This window comes from Pseudoalteromonas sp. SG45-5 (assembly GCF_014164085.1).
Taxonomy (GTDB): domain Bacteria; phylum Pseudomonadota; class Gammaproteobacteria; order Enterobacterales; family Alteromonadaceae; genus Pseudoalteromonas; species Pseudoalteromonas aliena.
The window spans coordinates 62,087-81,977 of the sequence record NZ_JACJEM010000005.1; the positions used below are offsets into that span (position 1 = coordinate 62,087).

The following is a 19,891-nucleotide window of genomic DNA, read 5'->3' on the forward strand; positions in this document are numbered from 1 at the left end:
TATTTAGTTTAAAACACACTTATCAATAATGCCTTTATTGACCAACTGCTTTAAAATAGCTTGGGATTTTGCTCTGCAAGCATCACGTAGTAGACGCACCGCAGGGGTTATTGACTGCCTACTTGGGCAAATAAGCCAAAGTTCACCATCAATATGTTGGTATTTTGGCATCACAGTAATCACCCTGTCATTGAGTAAATCGTCAGCCATATCAAGGGCTGATTTTACAGCCAAGCCTTTACCCGCAACGCACCAGCGCCTGACTAAATCGCCGTCGTTTGAGGCGCGCCTGCCATCCATTTTAACTTTATATTTTGCCTCACCATCGCTGAATTCCCACGTATTATTTATAATATCCTGCAACTGATAAAACAAACCTTGATGCGACGCTAAATCGTCAGGATGCACGGGAGTTCCGTTTTGTAAAAGATATTCGTCAGTTGCACATAATAAGCGCGGTACGTTACAAATTTTAAAACCATAAATACTTGCATCATTAGGCGAGCCATAACGAAGTGCTATATCAACTGAGTCACGGTAAAAGTCGATATTACTATCACTTATATGCGTTCTTAAACTTAGCTTTGGATAAGTGTCCATGAGTTCATCAATCCATGGGATCACCAAGTTACGCCCTAAGTCAGATGAAAGCGCAACGCGTAACTCCCCCTCTATTTCGTCGTGCTCACCTTTTAGATTTTGCTTTGCAAGCTCAAGTACTGCCAAAGCCTGTTCACATTGTGGAATGTAGCGCTCCCCAGCAGCCGATAACCTTAAATGACGTGTTGTACGAACAAACAGCTCGCTACCAAGCGCTGACTCCACGCGTTTAATAGCGGCGCTTGCTGTGGCTGTACGCATATCTAACTTAGCAGCTGCGAGCGTAATACTTCTAAACTCAGCGACTTTTAAAATAAGTTTTAAATCTTCTATGTTCATATTATCTATTTATATTTGATAATGATTCAACGATTATGCGGTTTATCTATATTAAATCAAGGTCTACTATATATCCATCAGCTAGCCAAAGCATGGCTTGCATCTTATACGTAAACAAATTAGGACATTTATTATGAAAGCCATTGGTTATAAAAAATCTCTTCCTGTTACTAATCCTGAGTCGTTAATTGATGTTGAATTACCACAGCCAGTTGCAACAGGTCGCGATTTATTAATTAAAGTTAAAGCTATTGCAGTTAACCCAGCAGATTACAAAGTGCGTGCATCTATGCCCCCTGCTGAGGGTGAAGTAAAAGTTATTGGTTGGGATGCCGTTGGTGAAGTTGTTGCAATCGGCGATGCTGTAACGGCATTTAAACTCGGTGATGCGGTTTATTACGCAGGTGATATTACTCGCCCAGGTAGTAATGCAGAATTTCAATTAGTGGATGAGCGCATTGTAGGGTTCAAACCACAAAGCTTAAACGACGCCGAAGCAGCTGCATTGCCCCTTACTGCAATAACAGCGTACGAATTATTATTTGAGCATTTAAACATTGTAAAACAAGCTGCTAATGCAACAACAAAATCAGACGAAGTTATTTTAGTAACAGGTGCCGCAGGCGGCGTTGGCTCTATTTTTATTCAACTTGCTAAAGCGATTACTGGCGCAACGGTGATTGCCACTGCATCGCGTGAAAGCTCGCAAACGTGGGTTAAAAAACTAGGTGCTGATTATGTCGTTGACCATACAAAACCATTACCTGCTCAAATTGACGCATTAAACATTGGCTCGGTAACACATGTAGCAAGCCTGCATAGTACTGATACTTACTTTGAAGCGTATACAGAGGTACTTGCACCATTTGGTAAAATTGCAATGATTGACGATCCTGAGTCATTAGATGTTAGCAAATTAAAAATGAAAAGTTTATCTCTACATTGGGAATTTATGTTTGCCCGCTCAATGTTTAATGCCAAAGATTTAATTGAGCAAAGTAAGTTATTAAATCATGTTGCCGATTTGATTGACCAAGGCTACATTCAAACCACGATTGGTAAAAACTTAGGCACTATTAATGCGGCTAATTTACGTATTGCTCACGAAGAGCTAGAAGCGGGTAAATCAATCGGTAAAATTGTACTTGAAGGCTTTTAAATACCATTTTTCATTATAAGGGAAGTTATGACTCAGCTTACTATAATCGCTAATATTTTTGCTAACACCGATAAAATAGACACGGTAAAAAGTGCACTTTTGTTGCTTGTTGAACAAACACATAAAGAGCCTGGGTGTGTTACATATACCTTGCATCAAAATAATCAAGATGATGCTCACTTTGTGTTTTATGAGAACTGGCAAAGTTATGAACTTTGGCAACAACATATGGAAGCACAAAGCATTAAAAACTACTTAGCAAAAGTTGAAGGCTGCATTGCATCTTTTACTATTAATGAACTAACCGCTATTCGTTAAAGTGGCGATTTTAATAAAAACACCAATTTAGATTGGTGTTTTTTTATTAGCTACTTTCATTATCTATTATTATTTGATAAAGATTCAATTATTATGCTGTTTATTGCCTTTCAATACCCGCTTATTATTTCCTCAAGCAATAAAACTGCTCATAAATGAGCAAGTGATTTATACCACTTCAAATTCAGATAAATACAGCGAGTAGCAAAAGATGAAAAAATTCAAAAGTACTTTAGCCATAGCAACGCTTTCACTAGTAGCAAGCGCCTTAACAAGTGCTAATGCCGTAGAAGTCGGCCCACTTGAAACCGTCACTACGTTTACTAAATATCGCGGTGCAGGTATTACGATTACACCGGCAGGCAGGATGCTAGTAAGTATGCATCCGCTAGATAACCCAAAAACACGCGTTGTTGAAATTATGGCTAATGGCGTACAGCAACCGTTTCCAACTACCGATTGGGCAGACGGCCCAGAAATTGGCAAGGTAGGCCTTGCGGCAGTTATCGGCATTCACAGCGACAGTAAAGGCGTTGTGTGGATTTTAGATATGGGGAGCGAAAAAGTAGCCCCTAAACTTATTGCTTGGGATAGCGTAAATAACAGCTTAGTAAACACAATAAAACTAAATGAATCAGCGGTACTTGCTAATTCATTTTTACAAGACTTTGTGATTGATGAACTTAATAACAAAATTTACATAGCTGATATGTCATTTGGTAATTTTATGGGCGCAACCAAGCCCGCCTTTATTGTGGTTGATTTAAACACAGGTGAGTCTACTCGCGTACTCGAAGGCAGTGCCACACTAATGCCGGAGGAGCGCGATATCATTATTGAAGCGTCACCAGTTGCATCTAAATCACCTGAAGGAAAAACCAATAACCTTCGCTTTGGCTTAAACCCAATAACGATTGATGACAATAACGAATGGGTTTACTTTGGCTCATTTACTGGCACTAAGGTTTACCGTATCCCAGCAAAAGTATTGGCTAATAACAGTTACTCCGACACTAAAAAAGCAAAGAATATTGAAGTGTTTGGCCCTAAAAATCCAAGCGATGGCATGACCTACGCTCCTGGCGGCGGCATTTTGGTAACCGACCTTGAAAACAATGCGATTGGCTTAACCACTAAAGGCCATTACGAAATAATTGTTCAAGATAAACGATTATCATGGCCTGACAGTCTAGCAGTAAGCAATGGTTGGATTTATGTAACACAAGATCAACTCCACCAGCACCCTGCATTTAGCCAAGGCTTTGGTAATGCAAAGCCGCCTTACGTATTAACGCGTTTTCGCTTTAATCAAAAATAATTAATTATTTTTATAAGCCAGCCATACGGGCTGGCTTTATAGGATTTAACGTATGTTATTAGATACACCAATTTGTGATTTTGGCTGGCAAGCCCCTAGCTTCACACTAAAAAGCCCATTAGGTGAGTCGTTTTCATTAGTCGATAATCTGGGTAAAAATGGCTTACTCATTATGTTTATTTGTAACCACTGCCCTTATGTACAACGCATAGCCAATCGCTTGAGCAAAGACACAGAGACACTTATTAGTGAAGGCATTAATGTATTAGCTATCATGTCAAACGACTACCAATATGTAGCAGAAGACTCTCCTGCCAATATGGAAAAATTTGCTAAACAACATGGCTTTTTATTTCCCTATTTGGTTGATGAAGACCAGCGCGTAGGCAAAGCCTATGGCGCGGTATACACACCTGACTTTTTTGGTTTTAACAATCATGGGCAACTGCAATACCGTGGCCGCTTAGACGATACAAAAATGAATGGCACCACACATCGTACCCCTGAGTTAGTTAATGCAATGCGCCAAATTGCCGCAACAGGCAAAGGCCCTCAGCAGCAAACACCTAGCATGGGCTGCTCTATTAAATGGAGTAATACATTATGAGTACACCACATTTAAAATTAGGTGTAACCGATTTATCATTTCATCGAGTTACCGCTTCAATTATCAGCCATGTTTTAACTGATATGGGCTTTAGCGTTGAGCGTATTTACGCGCCGCATCAGGATAACTTTAAAAATTTAAAATCAGGTGAGATAGACCTACTCGCTTCTGCGTGGCTTCCGTCAAGCCACGGTATTTATAAAGCGGATGTGGAGCTGGTAATGCCACTTATTGAACTTGGCTTACATTACCAACCTTATGCTCACTGGGGCGTACCCGATTACATACCAGAGCATGCCGTAAGTCAAATTAGCGACTTACTGAAACCTGATGTCCTTGCCAAAATGCAAAAAACGATTCAGGGCATAAATGCCGGTGCTGGCATTACTCGCTTTTCAATTAACATGATGAAAGAGTACGGGTTATCTCAAGCTGGCTATGAATTTTTAACTGGCACAGAAGATGATTGCTTTAGCGCTTTTGAAAACGCCGTTGCAACTCACACATGGTGCGTAGTTCCCCTTTGGAAACCTCAATTTTTACACCATAAACATAAAATACGTGAACTTGCCGATCCACAAGGTTTACTTGGCAGCGTTGATAGAGCCGTTTTATTGCTGCGTGATGATAAACAAGCGCTCTTTAGTCAAGCTCAATTAGACACTCTTGATAAGTTACACTTTTCAAACGACATAATTGCCGCACTTGATTATAAAGTTAGCAAAGAGCGACAAGTACTTGATGACGTAACGCGCCAGTGGCTCAACAAGTAAGTAATTAAATAGTTATACGGGCTTTGTTTTTAATAAAACGGCTCAATATAGTAAACATCGGTCAAACAGGCCACTTAACGGAGAAACAAATGACTCACCCAATTATTAGTGATTTAGAAAAACGTTACACGACTAAACGTTATACAACCAAGCGTATTGTTCAAGATGACCTAGACGTAGTTTTTGAAGCTATGCGTCTTTCTCCTTCATCTATTAACTCACAACCTTGGAAATTTATTGTTATTGAGTCTGACGAAGCTAAAGAACGTATGCATAATACCTTTGCTAATAAATTTCAATTTAATCAGCCTCATATTAAAACGGCGTCGCACGTTATTTTATTTGCTTACAACCCTAAATATACACGCGAAGATTACGCACAAGTTATTGATGCCGACATTAAAAATGGTCGTACAAAAGTAGAAAACCGCGAACAATCATTTGGCGCATTTGCCTTTGTTGATATGAATACCGATGAGCAAGGTAACAATGCAACATGGACTAAAGCACAAACTTACATTGCGCTAGGTAACACCATGCATGCAGCAGCACGTTTAGGCATTGATTCAACCCCAATGGAAGGCGTAGACGCTGAACTTATTGGTGAAATCTTTGAAAAAGAGCTAGATGGATATATTTGTGATGTAGCTTTAGTGCTTGGCTACCATGATAACTCTGAAGATTATAATGCTAAGCTACCTAAATCTCGCTTGGCAAAAGAGCAAGTTATTCAGGTTTTATAAGCAATACTTTATACACTTAAATGATAACAATATTATAAAAACCACTTATTCAAATAAGTGGTTTTTTGCTTTAAAGCGGTTTAACCTACTTTGCGCTGTGCAGCCTGAACATATTGCACTAAATCTTCAATAGAAACCACGGTCATATTATGTCTATTAGCATAATCACTCACCTCAGGTAAGCGCGCCATTGAACCATTGGGATTTGTTAGTTCGCAAATGACACCAAATGGTTTTAAGCCGGCAAGCTGCATTAAATCAACGGATGCTTCGGTATGACCACGACGCACTAATACTCCGCCCGTTTGTGCTTTTAAACCAAATACATGCCCAGGGCGCGATAAATCACTTGGTTTTGCATTATCGGCTGTCGCTGCTTTTATAGTAGTTACTCTATCAGCAGCAGACACGCCCGTTGTAACACCATGCTTAGCTTCAATAGTGACTGTATAAGCGGTGTTATTTTGACTCGTGTTGTGGGTTACCATTTGCGGTAAGTCGAGCTGTTTAATACGCTCCTCCCCCATGCACAAGCAAACAATACCGCTGCCTTCGCGGATCATTTCAGCCATTTGAGGGGTCGTTAGATGCTCAGCTGAAAATACAAAGTCGCCTTCATTTTCACGGTTCTCGTCATCAACAACAAGTACGCCTTGCCCTTGCTGTAGTGCAGTAATTGCGCTTTGTACGCGGATATGGCTTTCGCCGAATTGAGTAAGTAGAGACTGAATCATCATTATATTCCAAATAAAAAATAATAGATTCAGGACTGTGAAAGGATCAGTAATACATCGCTTTAAATTTAAAACGATCACTACCAAAATAGCTTAAATAAAATAACAAAAAGCACGCAGCAAAAAGCAGCGCACACTGTTATACCAACCGCATTAAATTAGTGATTAATTATAGTGCTAAAAAAACAGCTCACTTAACGCAATACAATGATCGTGTCTTTAATAAAATTGGTATTAGTATAATAAGCCATATTCTCTTTCATCCGGACTGTAACCGTCGGCTCTGGCATCTCACCAGATCTGCTTGACCTTTACTTTACCTAAAAATAAGTTAAATAAAGCGCTCGCGGGCTCGTCTGAGTTACAAGTAACATTAAACATACCGCCGGTGGGGAATTTCACCCCGCCCTGAGAATTTACTTTTATAACTAGAGCGCTATAAAAGCGGGCTTATTATACCCTTTAACCTAATTACTTATCAAAGGTAAGGAGTGCACTTCTAACAAAGCTCGGTATTTAATGAGGCTTTGATTACTTTACCTTCATTTATTTCAGCGGTGATTGTACAAGTAGCGCCATTTATTAAGTTTAAGTTAGGGGCAACGTGCCCTATGTCTGCATCAAAAAGAACGGGAAATATACATTTTCCTAATGCAAGTTCTATTGCTTGGTAATAATCAATCTTTTTGTGTGGGCTATTAATAACGGCGCTGCGACCTAACACAATACCATTAACACCAGTAAATACGCCATTCAATTTCAGGGTAATCAAGCTGCGTGCAACGGCTGTTGGGCTTAGCTCTGCATTTTCTAAATAAAGTACTATTCCCTCGGGTGCATATGCTTGTTTGAAGTGAAGTAAATCAAGGTAAGGCGAGCCTAACAGTAAAGTAAGGGTATCTAAACACCCACCAAAAAGCCGTCCAGTTATCTCTAATTTACGAGCATCGTTGTAATTTAAGCATTGCCACTGGGTCGGTTCTGTAAATTCAAATAATGCATCTGGATTGTTTACATAATCAATGTCCTTACTTTGGTATAAATCAGAAGGCACTTGTTCAAATTGATCACCTTGAGTAAGGGCTAAAACATGAAAAACGTTTAAACAATTAGATTCTATTTCGTTTGGGTGTAGCTGCATTAAGTTGGCACTGTGAAGTGTTGCCCAACCACAATGAGATGTAAGCACACAAGCTAACGTACTCACATCTGAAAACCCGACCAACCACTTAGGTTTAGCAGCCTTCACTGCATTAAAATCAATATACTGTAAAACTCCTAGTGCTAACTCTCCTCCCCATGGAGGCATAATAGCCGCTATGCTGTCATCAACTAGAAAGTTCATTAGCTCACTGGCACGCTGCTGATCGCACGTATTTTGCCTTACGCTATCGCCCTCTACTATTTGATAACCACGCAATATTAAGCCATTTAATACGATATCTAAACGCGCTTGAAAGTGCTTTTCAACCTCAGATGAAAACGCACAAATTGCAATTTTAGCATTAGGCTTAAGCGGCTCAGGAAAGTTAATCGATGACATCAGTACCCTCAATTATTAAGACATATTGAGCTTAACGTACCCAATTAAGTTAACAAAGTCGAGATTATTAAAGGCATAAAAAAACCGATGTAATTACATCGGTTTTTATTTAAAACGTTAAAGTGAGTTATGCGTTAAAGATACTCAACTTCAATGATTTCGTACTCAACGATACCTTTTGGCGTTTCAATAGACACTGCATCGTCCATTTGTTTACCAATTAAGCCACGTGCAATCGGTGAATTAACAGAAATTAAATTATTTTTAATATCCGCTTCATCATCGCCTACAATACGGTATTTTACTTCAGCATCAGTATCTACATTGACTATAGTCACTGTGGTGCCAAAAATAACTTTGCCCGTATTTGGCATTTTAGTTACGTCGATTATCTGAACATTTGAAAGTTTAGCTTCAATTTCTTGAATACGACCTTCACAAAAACCCTGTTGCTCACGTGCAGCGTGGTACTCAGCGTTTTCTTTTAAGTCACCGTGTTCACGCGCAACAGCAATGTCGGCGATAATTTTTGGACGGGTAACTGTTTTTAATTCGTTAAGCTCTTTGCGCAGTAAATCTGCGCCACGAACTGTCATCGGAATTGATTGCATACTTTTCTCACTTAACACCAAGGCCCTAGTTGGCCTTGGCACATTTCCTTAGTTCAATCGCAGGTGTAGCTCTTGAACTGACGTCACTTTACTACGGTCATCTGCTTTGTTAGCAGTACAGTTAGCGAATGCCGCGTTCAAGGTTGTCGTATAATTGGTTTTATTTTGCAATGCACCACGACGTAACACCTTCGAATCTTCGATCGCTTGGCGACCTTCGGTGGTATTGACGATATAGCTGTACTCTTTATTCTTTATAGAATCAAGAATATGTGGGCGGCCTTCATATACTTTGTTTACACGTCGTACTTCAATGCCAGCCTCTTCAAGAGCAGCAGCTGTGCCACCTGTTGCATCAAGTTCAAAACCTAAGTCGGTCATGATTTTGGCTAATTCAACAATACGGGGCTTATCGCTATTACGAACAGATAATAACGCGCGACCACCGCGTGGTAAAGTGTTGCTTGCACCTAATTGCGCTTTTGCGAATGCTTCGGCGAAAGTATCGCCAACACCCATCACTTCACCTGTTGAGCGCATCTCAGGTCCACGGATTGGATCCACACCTTGAAACTTAGCAAATGGCAGTACAACTTCTTTGACGCTGTAGTAAGGAGGGATCACTTCTTTAGTAATACCTTGGCTTGCTAAAGACTGCCCTGCCATACAACGAGCAGCTACTTTTGCAAGCGCCACACCCGTTGCTTTAGATACAAACGGTACAGTCCGTGCTGCACGAGGGTTGACTTCAATTAAATACACTTTGCCGTCTTTTACTGCAAACTGTGTATTCATCAAACCTACAACACCAAGCTCAAGCGCCATATCGGTTACTTGCTTGCGCATTACGTCTTGCACTTCTTGCGATAAAGAATGCGCGGGTAATGAACACGCTGAGTCACCCGAGTGAACACCCGCTTGCTCAATATGCTCCATAATACCGCCGATGATTACTTGCTCGCCATCACAAATAGCGTCAACGTCAACTTCAATCGCGTTATCTAAGAAACGATCCAATAATACAGGCGCTTCGTTTGATGCTTGCACAGCTTCGGTCATGTAACGACGTAAATCGTCTTCGTCGTATACAATTTCCATTGCTCGGCCACCGAGTACATACGAAGGGCGTACAACCAATGGGAAGCCAATTTCAACCGATTTAAGTAATGCTTCTTCCGTTGATGTTACTGTTGCGTTTTCTGGCTGAAGTAAATTTAAACGCTCAACAAGTTGTTGGAAGCGCTCGCGGTCTTCTGCACGGTCAATCGCATCAGGTGAAGTACCGATCACTGGCACACCGTTGGCTTCAAGCTCACGTGCTAGTTTAAGTGGTGTTTGACCACCATACTGCACGATAACGCCTTTAGGCTTTTCAACACGTACAATTTCAAGCACGTCTTCAAGTGTAATTGGTTCGAAGTATAACCTGTCAGATGTGTCGTAATCGGTCGATACCGTTTCAGGATTACAGTTAACCATAATGGTTTCATAACCGTCTTCGCGAAGCGCAAGCGAGGCGTGTACACAACAGTAATCAAATTCAATACCTTGACCGATACGGTTAGGTCCACCACCAATAACAATGATTTTGTCACGATCTGTTGGATTAGCTTCACACTCTTCGTCGTAAGTTGAGTACATGTAAGCCGTGTCTGAGCTAAACTCTGCGGCGCACGTGTCAACTCGTTTATATACTGGCACGATATTTAATAAATGACGCTTTTTACGAATTTCAGCTTCAGATACACCCGCAATTTCGGCAATACGCGGATCTGCAAAACCTTTACGTTTAAGTTTGCGAAGGAAATCAGCATTTAAGCCTGCCATCCCCACTTCCGCAATTTTAGCTTCGTCTTTTAAAATGTCTTCTATTTGCACTAAGAACCAGCGGTTAACTTTAGTCAGCTCGTAAACATCATCAACGCTCATACCATGGCGCATTGCATCGGCAATATACCAAATACGCTCAGCACCTGGCTCGCGTAGTTCACGGATGATTTTTTCTTTCGCTTTAGGGTCGTCAAGTGCAACTATCGGGTTAAAACCTGTTGCGCCCACTTCAAGACCACGTAATGCTTTATGTAATGATTCTTGTTGGTTACGACCAATCGCCATTACTTCGCCAACCGATTTCATTTGCGTGGTTAAACGATCGTTCGCACCAGCAAATTTTTCAAAGTTGAAACGAGGAATTTTTGTTACAACATAATCAATTGAAGGCTCAAACGACGCAGGTGTTTTACCGCCAGTAATGTCGTTTTGAAGTTCATCAAGCGTGTAACCGACGGCTAGTTTTGCTGCAATTTTAGCAATTGGAAAACCCGTTGCTTTTGAGGCAAGTGCCGATGAGCGTGATACACGTGGATTCATCTCAATGATAACCATACGGCCATCTTCAGGATTAATACCAAACTGCACGTTAGAACCGCCCGTTTCTACCCCAATTTCACGCAATACTGCCATAGAGGCGTTACGCATAATTTGGTATTCTTTGTCGGTTAACGTTTGCGCAGGTGCAACAGTGATTGAATCGCCTGTATGCACACCCATAGGGTCAAAGTTTTCAATCGTACAAACAATAATACAGTTGTCGTTTTTATCACGTACAACTTCTGTTTCGTACTCTTTCCAACCAATCAGCGATTCATCAATTAACAATTCGCTTGTTGGTGAAAGATCTAAACCGCGTTCACAAATTTCTTCAAACTCTTCCATATTATAAGCAACACCGCCGCCGGTGCCGCCCATAGTGAAAGATGGACGAATAATACATGGCAAACCTATGCGGGTCATTGTGTCTTTAGCTTCTGCCATTGTGTGAGCAATCTCAGCACGAGGGCATTCTAGACCAATGTTTTTCATTGCAATGTCAAAGCGTTCACGGTTTTCTGCTTTATCGATTGCATCTGCCGTTGCACCAATAAGTTCAACGCCGTGCTTGGCCAATACACCGTGCTTATCTAAATCAAGTGCACAGTTTAATGCTGTTTGACCACCCATTGTAGGCAGTACCGCATCTGGTTTTTCTTTTTCAATAATTTTTTCTACCACTTCCCAATGAATTGGTTCGATGTACGTCGCATCGGCCATATCTGGGTCGGTCATGATAGTTGCTGGATTTGAGTTAACTAATATAACTCTGTAGCCTTCTTCTCTAAGTGCTTTACACGCTTGAGCACCAGAGTAATCAAATTCACACGCTTGACCAATTACAATTGGGCCTGCGCCTAAGATAAGAATGCTTTTTATGTCGGTACGTTTTGGCATTATTACTCCAGTTAAATTAGTGTTTACGCGCTTGCATCAAATCGATGAAGTGGTCAAATAATGGGGCTGCATCGTGCGGACCAGGGCTAGCTTCAGGGTGGCCTTGAAAACTAAACGCAGGTTTATCTGTGCGATGAATACCTTGCAGCGTGCCGTCAAATAACGATTTGTGCGTGGCACGAAGTATACTTGGTAGGCTTGATTCTTGCGCAGCAAAACCATGGTTTTGTGCGGTGATCATTACTACATTGCGATCTAGATCTTTAACTGGATGGTTAGCGCCGTGGTGGCCAAATTTCATTTTTTCTGTTTTAGCACCTGAGGCAAGCGCTAATAACTGATGACCTAAACAGATACCAAAAATAGGTGTGTCGGTTTCTAAAAAGGTTTTAATTGCATCAATAGCGTAAGTACATGGCTCAGGATCGCCAGGGCCATTAGATAAAAAGATACCATCAGGGTTTAAAGCCAGTACATCAGCGGCAGAGGTTTGCGCGGGTACGACTGTAAGTTTACAGCCACGGTCTACAAGCATACGTAAAATACTACGCTTTACACCGAAGTCGTAGGCAACAACATGAAACTTTTCATCAGCAGCATCAAGGGTTTTAAATCCTTCGCCTAATGTCCAGCTTGATTCGCGCCACTCAAAATTTTCCTTGGTTGAGACAACTTTTGCTAAATCCATACCTTTTAAGCCTGGGAAGGCTTGCGCGGCTTGTAGCGCTTTATTTTCGTCTAGCTCGCTACCAGCAATAATACACCCGTTTTGTGCGCCTTTATCACGCAAAATTCGAGTTAACTTTCTGGTGTCGATGTCCGCAATACCTAAAATATTACGTTCTTTTAAGTAATCATCTAACGATTGCTCGTTACGAAAATTACTCGCTAGCAGTGGCAAATCACGGATCACTAGGCCTTTAGCCCAAATTTGATTCGCTTCTTCGTCTTCGCTGTTGGTACCCGTATTACCGATATGTGGGTACGTCAAAGTTACGATTTGTTCCGCGTATGATGGATCAGTCAAAATCTCTTGATAACCAGTCATAGACGTATTGAATACTACTTCACCGACTGACATGCCGTCAGCGCCGATTGCAGTACCGCGAAACACTGTGCCGTCTTCTAGGACTAACAGAGCGGATTTAGTCAAGTTAAACCTCCTAACAGTAAAAAACGGGAGTAAGCAATTGCTTAACACCCCGCCAATACCCAGAGGGATCGTCAAAACCAGATTTCTGTGAGCTTAAATTGTTTTACGCAGTCTTAAATGAAGCCGATGTAAACCACTAAACCTTCAACATTTTTTCTTGCCTAAAACTATTTTCATTCCCACTGAACCCCAGGATTTACTAGCCACTTGGGTATAATTGGAAACACGCATTTAGTAATTTTTGGCAAATTGGCTGTATATTACATTAAGTTGTGATTTAGGTCTAACATTATTTGGTAAATTGTAACAAATAACTGGCTTCAGGTGAAAATGACTCCAAACAGCTAAAAAAGTAACTAAACTACTTTAAATCTAACACATCTTGCATATCATAAAGTCCTGCAGGTTTATTTCTCAACCAGCCTGCAGCTCTTATAGCGCCTAGTGCAAAGGTCATTCTTGAACTCGCTTTATGGGTTAATTCGAGCCTTTCGCCCATTGTAGCGAAATAGGTGGTATGTTCTCCTACTATATCGCCTCCTCTTAGTACCGAATAACCAATCTCATTTTGCGATTTAGCAGTTTCCACTTGGCTGCGGTCGTATACAGCAACTTCGTCGTGATCCCAGCCTTTAGCGTGTGCGATTGACTCGCCTATTGCGAGTGCTGTACCCGACGGCGCATCTATTTTGTGCCGATGATGTGCTTCAAATATTTCAATATCTAAATCATCACCCAATTTAGTTGCAGCTGTTTGCACAAGGTTCAGTAATACATTGACGCCTACACTGTAATTTCGCGCAAATACAATAGGAATATGCTTAGCTGCATCGTGTAATTGCGCCATATCATCGCTTGTTAAACCGGTTGTACCAATAACCATAGGAATTTTGTGTGTCAAAGCAATTTTTAAATGGTTTTTCATTCCAGCTGGAAGCGTAAAGTCGATTAAAACATCTACATTATCTATTGTACTTTCATCGCTAAAGCTTATATTTTTATCGGCTGCACTATTTATCTGGTTTACATTAATGCCTAATAACGATGAACTGCTGCGAACGTATGCACCTGTAAGTTGTGTTTGCTCTTTAATTGTCGCGGCTTCTAATAGAGCTAAGCCCATTCTGCCATTAGCACCAAAAACACCTATTCGATTTGTAGTCATTGTTTTTACCTAATTTAAATTTGAATCCGTTTTTTACTAATCTGAGTATATATCCGGAGCATCGCAAATACGCGCTTGGGCATTTTTATGCAGTTGGATAAATATTAATCGCTGAAAATCGCGTTGCTTTGTAGATATTATCTAAAAGTCATGCAATAGTCAGGTAAGCCTTTAATTAAATAATAATAACAATACCAGTTTACTTTAGCCATCTATACATTTAAACTTCTCTTTCGCGTCGATTTGGTCTTTGGCTTGCGGGCGCTGCATTCATCTAACTTTGTTATTGATTAACTCAGTTAGGCGGTTTGCTAAATTCAGCTAAAAGAGAAATTTTTGGCTGTTGTAAATTAACTGGTTTCGAGGATTATGATGCAGCCATCATTTAACAAAAACAAAGCAATACTTTCTTTACTACCCCTTTTAACCTTTGTCGCTCTGTTTTTAGGCTCAGGTTTATATTTGCAATCACAAGGGGTTGATTACGCTTTTTATCAGCTTCCTGCTCCAGTGGCTATACTCCCTGCCATTATGCTGGCCTTTATTTTAAACAAAGGCACGGTTAATCAATGCGTCGAAACCTTTATAAAAGGCGCAGGCCACAACAATATTATTACCATGTGTTTGATTTACTTACTTGCTGGGGCATTTTCTGCCGTTGCAAGTGCAACAGGTGGTGTAGATGCGGTCGTTAATGCTGGCTTATCGCTTATTCCGCCAGCTTTATTACTCCCTGGTTTGTTTTTAATTGCGGCCGTTGTTTCTACCGCAATGGGAACGTCAATGGGAACGATTGGTGCCATTGGTCCGATTGCCTATGCGGTATCAATTAAAACAGGTATCGATCCTGCTCTTATGGCCGGTACAATCGTATCAGGCGCCATGTTTGGTGACAATTTATCGATTATTTCAGACACGACTATTGCAGCCACACGTACACAGGGCTGTGAAATGAAAGACAAGTTTAAAGAAAATCTTAAAATTGCAGTCCCTGCTGCAATACTGACTATTGGCTTGTTGTTTTATTTAACACCTGCTGCTCAAGTTGTTGAAACCAAGGATTACGATATTTGGTTAGTACTTCCGTATGCCTTTATTTTAGTGTTAGCAGTTGCTGGCTTGAACGTATTTGTGGTGTTATTTAGTGGTATTATTTTCGCTGCACTTATGGGCTTTACAGGAAGTTATGAAGGCGCAAGCTTTGTAAAAGATATTTACAAAGGCTTTACCGATATGCAGGAGATATTTTTACTCTCTATGTTTATTGGTGGCTTATCTGAATTTATTCGTATTAATGGTGGCCTTGATTACATCGCTCAAAAAATTCAAGCAATTACAAAAATCATTGCCAAATGGCACCGCAAAGTGGCAGATCAATTAGGTATTGCAGCTCTCGTTATGACAAGTAATGTGTGTATTGCGAATAATACAGTGTCGATTATTGTCGCGGGACCTATTGCCAAAAAGCTTGCTGATGACGGTGAAATAAGCGGTAAACGCTCTGCGAGTTTACTGGATATATTTGCTTGTGTAACACAGGGCTCACTGCCTTATGGCGCGCAAGCACTTCTGTTAGGTGCTACCTTTAAAATTAGTCCGTGGGAAGTATCAACGTCCTCTTATTACTGTTTTATTCTAGCCTTTACTGCCATTGCTATTATTTGCTTGCGTCGTAATAAAGCGTAATAAAGCGTAATATATTAACGAGTAATTATGTTGCAGCATTACCGGTAGCTGCAACATATGTTAAATTAACACTCAACAAATCAATCACCTCTGCTATAATTGCCGCTTACCAGATAACCTAACATTATAGTTATAAATCATTATGAAATTTAAAACACTACTTCCTCTGCTTAGCGTGTGTTCGCTTGCATTAACATCGTCTGCTTTGGCTGCAAGTTGGAGCAGTACTGCATTACACGTTAATAATGGCGCTCAAAAAAACCCTTTTACTAAGAAAAAATCAAACACAACCGTTTACTCTATTCAGCATGCTTCTGGCTATGAGTTTGGTGATAATTTTTTCTTTATTGATTACAGTAACGACGTAAAGGACGATGGCTACCAAGATGATGATTTTTACGGCGAGGGATACTCAACCGTCAGTTTATCTGCACTTTATGATGAAAGAGTAGGCACCGGTAGCTTGTTAGATGTTGGTTTAACGGCTGGAATTAATGTTGCGCACGATGCCAAAGTAGTCAAATACTTACCCGGTGTAAAACTAAGCTGGGATGTACCTGGATTTAATTTTTTATCTACACTTGTTACAGCCTATATTGACGACAGCGAGGGTGTTGCTAAAGGCGGCGCACCTATTGAAACAAATAGCTGGATGTTTGATGTCGCTTTTGAATACCCTTTCACTATTGGCTCTCATAAGTTTAGTTTTAAAGGGCATGCCGAATACATTGCAAAGCGTGAAGATGAGTTTGGTAACAACGTAGAAGCGTGGATACTCGCCCAGCCTATTTTGGTCTGGGATATGGGCCATGCCCTAGCAATGAAAGAGAATACCTTACTGCTTGGTATGGAGCTGCAATACTGGCACAACAAGCTAGGTACCGAAGTGACCGAGTCGGTTCCGCAAATACATGTAGAGTGGACATTTTAAATAACAAAGTAAATTAAAAAGTGCGAACCATTTCGCACTTTTTTAAGTTCAAAACTATATATCTTATCCAAGTATTAACCTACCGGCAATTAACTGAGAAATAGTCTTCCCCACTCTTTACTTCTAACTCAGGAAAGTAATTTATCAGACGATTATAGCTTTCTCTATAACGGATTTTGAGAGCAAATGCAGCTCGAAGGTGTTGCGGTTCAATGTGAACTCCATTGCGATTAAAAAAGTCTATAAATGCTTTATTTTTCTTATTTTCATAGGTAATTGGATCACCGGAATGAATAGAAAGTGCTGAATAATTTTGGATAAAGAAATAAAGAGGATCCAGTTCATTATCATTGAAAACAACGCCACCCAGCCTAGTGTTTAATATCGCGAAGGGCTCAAAAACGCCTTCAGCTGCAAATCTATTCAATAAAACCTGCGCATCTTTTAACTGCTCAAAATTTAATGAATTAAGCCACAAAGTTACTCCTTTTAATCCTGCAAATTCTCCTAACAATTCAGAATGGCTACTTACCGGTTTCAAACCTACATTACTTAGTCTAGCTATAATTTCTTGCTCATTTAAGCTAGTTGCTTGTAGGTAATCTCGAGCAATAAAAACGGCTAAAATAGATTTTGTTTCAGGTAACAAAACAGGTAAATCTAAGGATTCTAAATCGAGTTCTTCCAACGAGGAGTTTTGATTACCAATTGCTTGATTAATTACCTTACTCACTGCAGCAAATTGACTTTTTATTAACGGTAGGTTTTGTAAAACTTTTTTATTTTTACAGTGCTCAAACTCAGGTGAAGATTTAATCTTTGCAATAAAAGGTTGGTCTATAAATGTTTCAATTTCATTGAGTGTTAATTCACGGCTTGTAAACCAATCCTTCGTTGATTGACACTTTTTGAGGCTCAGTTGTTGCTCGGCAGTTAATTCAGATTCTTTTATGTTTAGTTGCAATATAGGATTCGGTTTCTCTATATCATCGACTAAAACAATTTTAATAACTATGCCTTCGTCATTTAATTTCTCAACGCCCTTATTGACTTCTTCGTTACTAAACCAAGGGTGTGTAACTTTTTGATAAAAAACCTGCTTCTTTAATAACCCTAAAAGAGTGAAGAACAATTGATGCTCTGTTAGATCAGTAATTTCATAATCTTCACTACCTATAATAGTGAGAAAAGTTAATGCTAATTTATTATCGAAGTTTACATCAGATAACATTAAATCAGGGTAACGCTGCAAAAGCAGAATAGCGGATTGTAGCTGCTGTTTAGTCAACAACAGATTTAAAATTGAATTTAAAGGAGAAAGTTGATTATTATTAAGTACCTCATATGGAATTTCTGAAAAAGTCCGTTCAATTTCGTTAAAAATTTCTACTGCAGGGGTATTTGTTGAGTTGACCTTTTTGTAAATCGTATCTGTAGGTAAGTTTTTCCAAAGTATATCTAATGAGCCTGTGTAATCGACAACTGTTGTTATGTTTGTGTCAGGTGCGTTAACGTAACTGTATTGAGAGATTAACCTTTCGCTATTTGGTATTGATTGCAAAATAGGCAGCAACTTTTCAACTGACTCTGCTAATGCCGCTTTATCATACCAGTCTTTAGCTACTGACCAGTGACTCGAAAACCATATAGCCTCGGCTACCTGCTTTGCCGTATACCCATTTTTAAATGCTTGTAAAGCTTTGAACTCAATATCACGCTTATTATTATCTCGTAGCTGATACTGTGTATAATTTAGCTCTTCGCATTGAGCATCAGTCGGGATATCAGTAGGAAATGGTTGTTTAAAATAAATATTTTTGCCGTTTGTGTTATTCCCGAAATTAGCTTTTAGTTTTTTAATATCAACCTTAGCTTCTGCTTGTGTAAGTGGGGTTGAATTTTGATGCTTACTGGATAATATACTAAAAGCCGTAATTAGACTTACCAAAACAACGCTAGTGATTACTACTATTTTTTTCATCCTTGGATTTTCCTATTTTTAGCCTGTTACAAACGACATATTTTCATTTTCAAGTTAGTTTGATTAAGCCCGCAAACTAATGTTAAACGAGCTTATAAGGTTTTGTTAAAGCTTACACTGCGGGTTTTTACCCTGTGTTTTAGCTGTACTTTGCTCGCCGAGTGCTTTACTCATTTGCGCTTGTAAGTTTTTAATACGATTACTTGGTGCAGGGTGAGTTGATAAAAACTCAGGTGTTGCACCACTGCCTGCTTTTCCCATATTTTGCCAAAGTGTTACTGACTCTTGAGGGTTAAAACCTGCTTGTGCCATTAAATCTAAACCAATTTCATCCGCTTCTGATTCATGAGAGCGACTAAATGGTAAAACAACACCGTACTGCGCACCTAAGCCTAAACCTTGCATAATTTCATTACGGTATTGTATGTTACCCATTTCAAGTGCTGCACTACCAAGCTGCATACCTGTTTGTAAAATAGAACTTTGTGAGACCCGTTCATTTGAATGCTCAGCAATAACGTGACCTACTTCGTGTCCGAGCACGGTTGCTAATTGATCTTGATTCGTGGCTATTTTTAATAGGCCTGTGTGCACGCCAATGTAACCGCCAGGCAATGCAAACGCATTGGCTGACTCGTCTTCAAATACAACCACTTCCCAATTTTGAGATGCATATTCTTTAGGTAATACGGCGACTACTTTTTCAGCAATACAATTTACATAAGCATTTGTTTTTGAATCTTTATTGATTGGCTGATTTTTTTTCATATCAGCAAAACTCGCAGTGCCCATTTCGCTCATCTGTTGATCTGAGTAAAGTGCTATTTGTGTGCGCCCTGTCGGTGATGTTTTACAGCCAGCTAAAACCGCCGTGGCGAGTACGGCAAGTACTAATTTTTTCATTGTATTTTTCCAACTCATTATTTTTTATTACTTGTAGAATAGCAAACGCAGTGCCCGTTT

The 19,891-nt window shown here is 40.0% G+C and carries 17 protein-coding genes and 1 riboswitch; of the genes, 8 read left to right on the top strand and 9 right to left on the bottom strand.

The genetic code is table 11. From position 1 onward, the window contains the following. Positions 1–3: 3 nt before the first annotated feature. Positions 4–939 (bottom strand): LysR family transcriptional regulator, encoded by a 936-nt coding sequence (locus H5119_RS02435; protein WP_182701078.1) that lies wholly within the window; start codon positions 937–939, stop codon positions 4–6. 133 nt (positions 940–1,072) lie between these two features. On the opposite strand from H5119_RS02435, the gene H5119_RS02440 reads away from it, so the two are divergent. The 6 genes from H5119_RS02440 (at position 1,073) to H5119_RS02465 (ending at position 5,857) form a co-directional block, all read left to right on the top strand. Next, the gene (locus H5119_RS02440) at positions 1,073–2,098 is read left to right on the top strand and encodes a zinc-binding alcohol dehydrogenase family protein (protein WP_182701079.1); all 1,026 of its coding nucleotides are present in this window, start codon (positions 1,073–1,075) and stop codon (positions 2,096–2,098) included. Positions 2,099–2,125: 27 nt separating this feature from the next. Further along, positions 2,126–2,416: a putative quinol monooxygenase gene (locus H5119_RS02445; RefSeq protein ID WP_182701080.1), complete on the top strand. Its 291-nt coding sequence runs from the start codon at positions 2,126–2,128 to the stop codon at positions 2,414–2,416. Between the two features lie 211 nt (positions 2,417–2,627). Beyond that, positions 2,628–3,734, top strand: coding sequence for an L-dopachrome tautomerase-related protein (locus tag H5119_RS02450; protein WP_182701081.1), 1,107 nt, complete (start codon positions 2,628–2,630; stop codon positions 3,732–3,734). Between the two features lie 52 nt (positions 3,735–3,786). Next, positions 3,787–4,341 (top strand): thioredoxin family protein, encoded by a 555-nt coding sequence (locus H5119_RS02455; RefSeq protein WP_182701082.1) that lies wholly within the window; start codon positions 3,787–3,789, stop codon positions 4,339–4,341. Then, positions 4,338–5,114, top strand: a complete 777-nt coding sequence (locus H5119_RS02460) for a glycine betaine ABC transporter substrate-binding protein (RefSeq protein WP_182701083.1) — start codon at positions 4,338–4,340, stop codon at positions 5,112–5,114. The genes H5119_RS02455 and H5119_RS02460 overlap by 4 nt, the downstream gene beginning before the upstream one ends. Before the next feature lie 89 nt (positions 5,115–5,203). Next, the gene (locus tag H5119_RS02465; RefSeq protein WP_182701084.1) at positions 5,204–5,857 is read left to right on the top strand and encodes a nitroreductase family protein; all 654 of its coding nucleotides are present in this window, start codon (positions 5,204–5,206) and stop codon (positions 5,855–5,857) included. 80 nt (positions 5,858–5,937) lie between these two features. Here the strand turns inward: H5119_RS02465 and ribB are convergent, their stop codons facing one another. From ribB to dapB, 6 genes are all read right to left on the bottom strand, one after another. Beyond that, the gene (ribB, locus tag H5119_RS02470) at positions 5,938–6,591 is read right to left on the bottom strand and encodes a 3,4-dihydroxy-2-butanone-4-phosphate synthase (protein ID WP_182701102.1); all 654 of its coding nucleotides are present in this window, start codon (positions 6,589–6,591) and stop codon (positions 5,938–5,940) included. 247 nt (positions 6,592–6,838) lie between these two features. Continuing rightward, positions 6,839–7,011: riboswitch (FMN riboswitch) on the bottom strand. A 79-nt stretch (positions 7,012–7,090) separates the two neighbouring features. Further along, entirely contained in the window at positions 7,091–8,134 is a 1,044-nt protein-coding gene (locus H5119_RS02475) for a S66 peptidase family protein (RefSeq protein ID WP_182701085.1), read from the bottom strand. Positions 8,135–8,268: 134 nt separating this feature from the next. After that, positions 8,269–8,745 (bottom strand): transcription elongation factor GreA, encoded by a 477-nt coding sequence (greA, locus tag H5119_RS02480; RefSeq protein ID WP_007375825.1) that lies wholly within the window; start codon positions 8,743–8,745, stop codon positions 8,269–8,271. A gap of 48 nt (positions 8,746–8,793) precedes the next feature. After that, positions 8,794–12,012, bottom strand: a complete 3,219-nt coding sequence (gene carB / locus H5119_RS02485) for a carbamoyl-phosphate synthase large subunit (RefSeq protein WP_077538186.1) — start codon at positions 12,010–12,012, stop codon at positions 8,794–8,796. Between the two features lie 16 nt (positions 12,013–12,028). Further along, the gene (gene carA, locus H5119_RS02490) at positions 12,029–13,165 is read right to left on the bottom strand and encodes a glutamine-hydrolyzing carbamoyl-phosphate synthase small subunit (RefSeq protein WP_182701086.1); all 1,137 of its coding nucleotides are present in this window, start codon (positions 13,163–13,165) and stop codon (positions 12,029–12,031) included. Between the two features lie 361 nt (positions 13,166–13,526). After that, positions 13,527–14,330 (bottom strand): 4-hydroxy-tetrahydrodipicolinate reductase, encoded by an 804-nt coding sequence (dapB, locus tag H5119_RS02495; RefSeq protein ID WP_182701087.1) that lies wholly within the window; start codon positions 14,328–14,330, stop codon positions 13,527–13,529. A 372-nt stretch (positions 14,331–14,702) separates the two neighbouring features. Between dapB and H5119_RS02500 the strand changes: the two genes are divergently transcribed. Then, entirely contained in the window at positions 14,703–16,016 is a 1,314-nt protein-coding gene (locus tag H5119_RS02500; RefSeq protein ID WP_077538189.1) for a Na+/H+ antiporter NhaC family protein, read from the top strand. A 142-nt stretch (positions 16,017–16,158) separates the two neighbouring features. Continuing rightward, positions 16,159–16,947, top strand: a complete 789-nt coding sequence (locus H5119_RS02505) for a nucleoside-binding protein (RefSeq protein ID WP_077538190.1) — start codon at positions 16,159–16,161, stop codon at positions 16,945–16,947. Between the two features lie 79 nt (positions 16,948–17,026). On the opposite strand, the gene H5119_RS02510 is transcribed toward H5119_RS02505, so the two are convergent. Both H5119_RS02510 and H5119_RS02515 read right to left on the bottom strand, forming a co-directional pair. After that, the gene (locus H5119_RS02510; protein WP_182701088.1) at positions 17,027–18,928 is read right to left on the bottom strand and encodes a hypothetical protein; all 1,902 of its coding nucleotides are present in this window, start codon (positions 18,926–18,928) and stop codon (positions 17,027–17,029) included. Between the two features lie 105 nt (positions 18,929–19,033). Then, entirely contained in the window at positions 19,034–19,831 is a 798-nt protein-coding gene (locus tag H5119_RS02515; RefSeq protein ID WP_182701089.1) for a M48 family metallopeptidase, read from the bottom strand. Between the last annotated feature and the right edge of the window lie 60 nt (positions 19,832–19,891).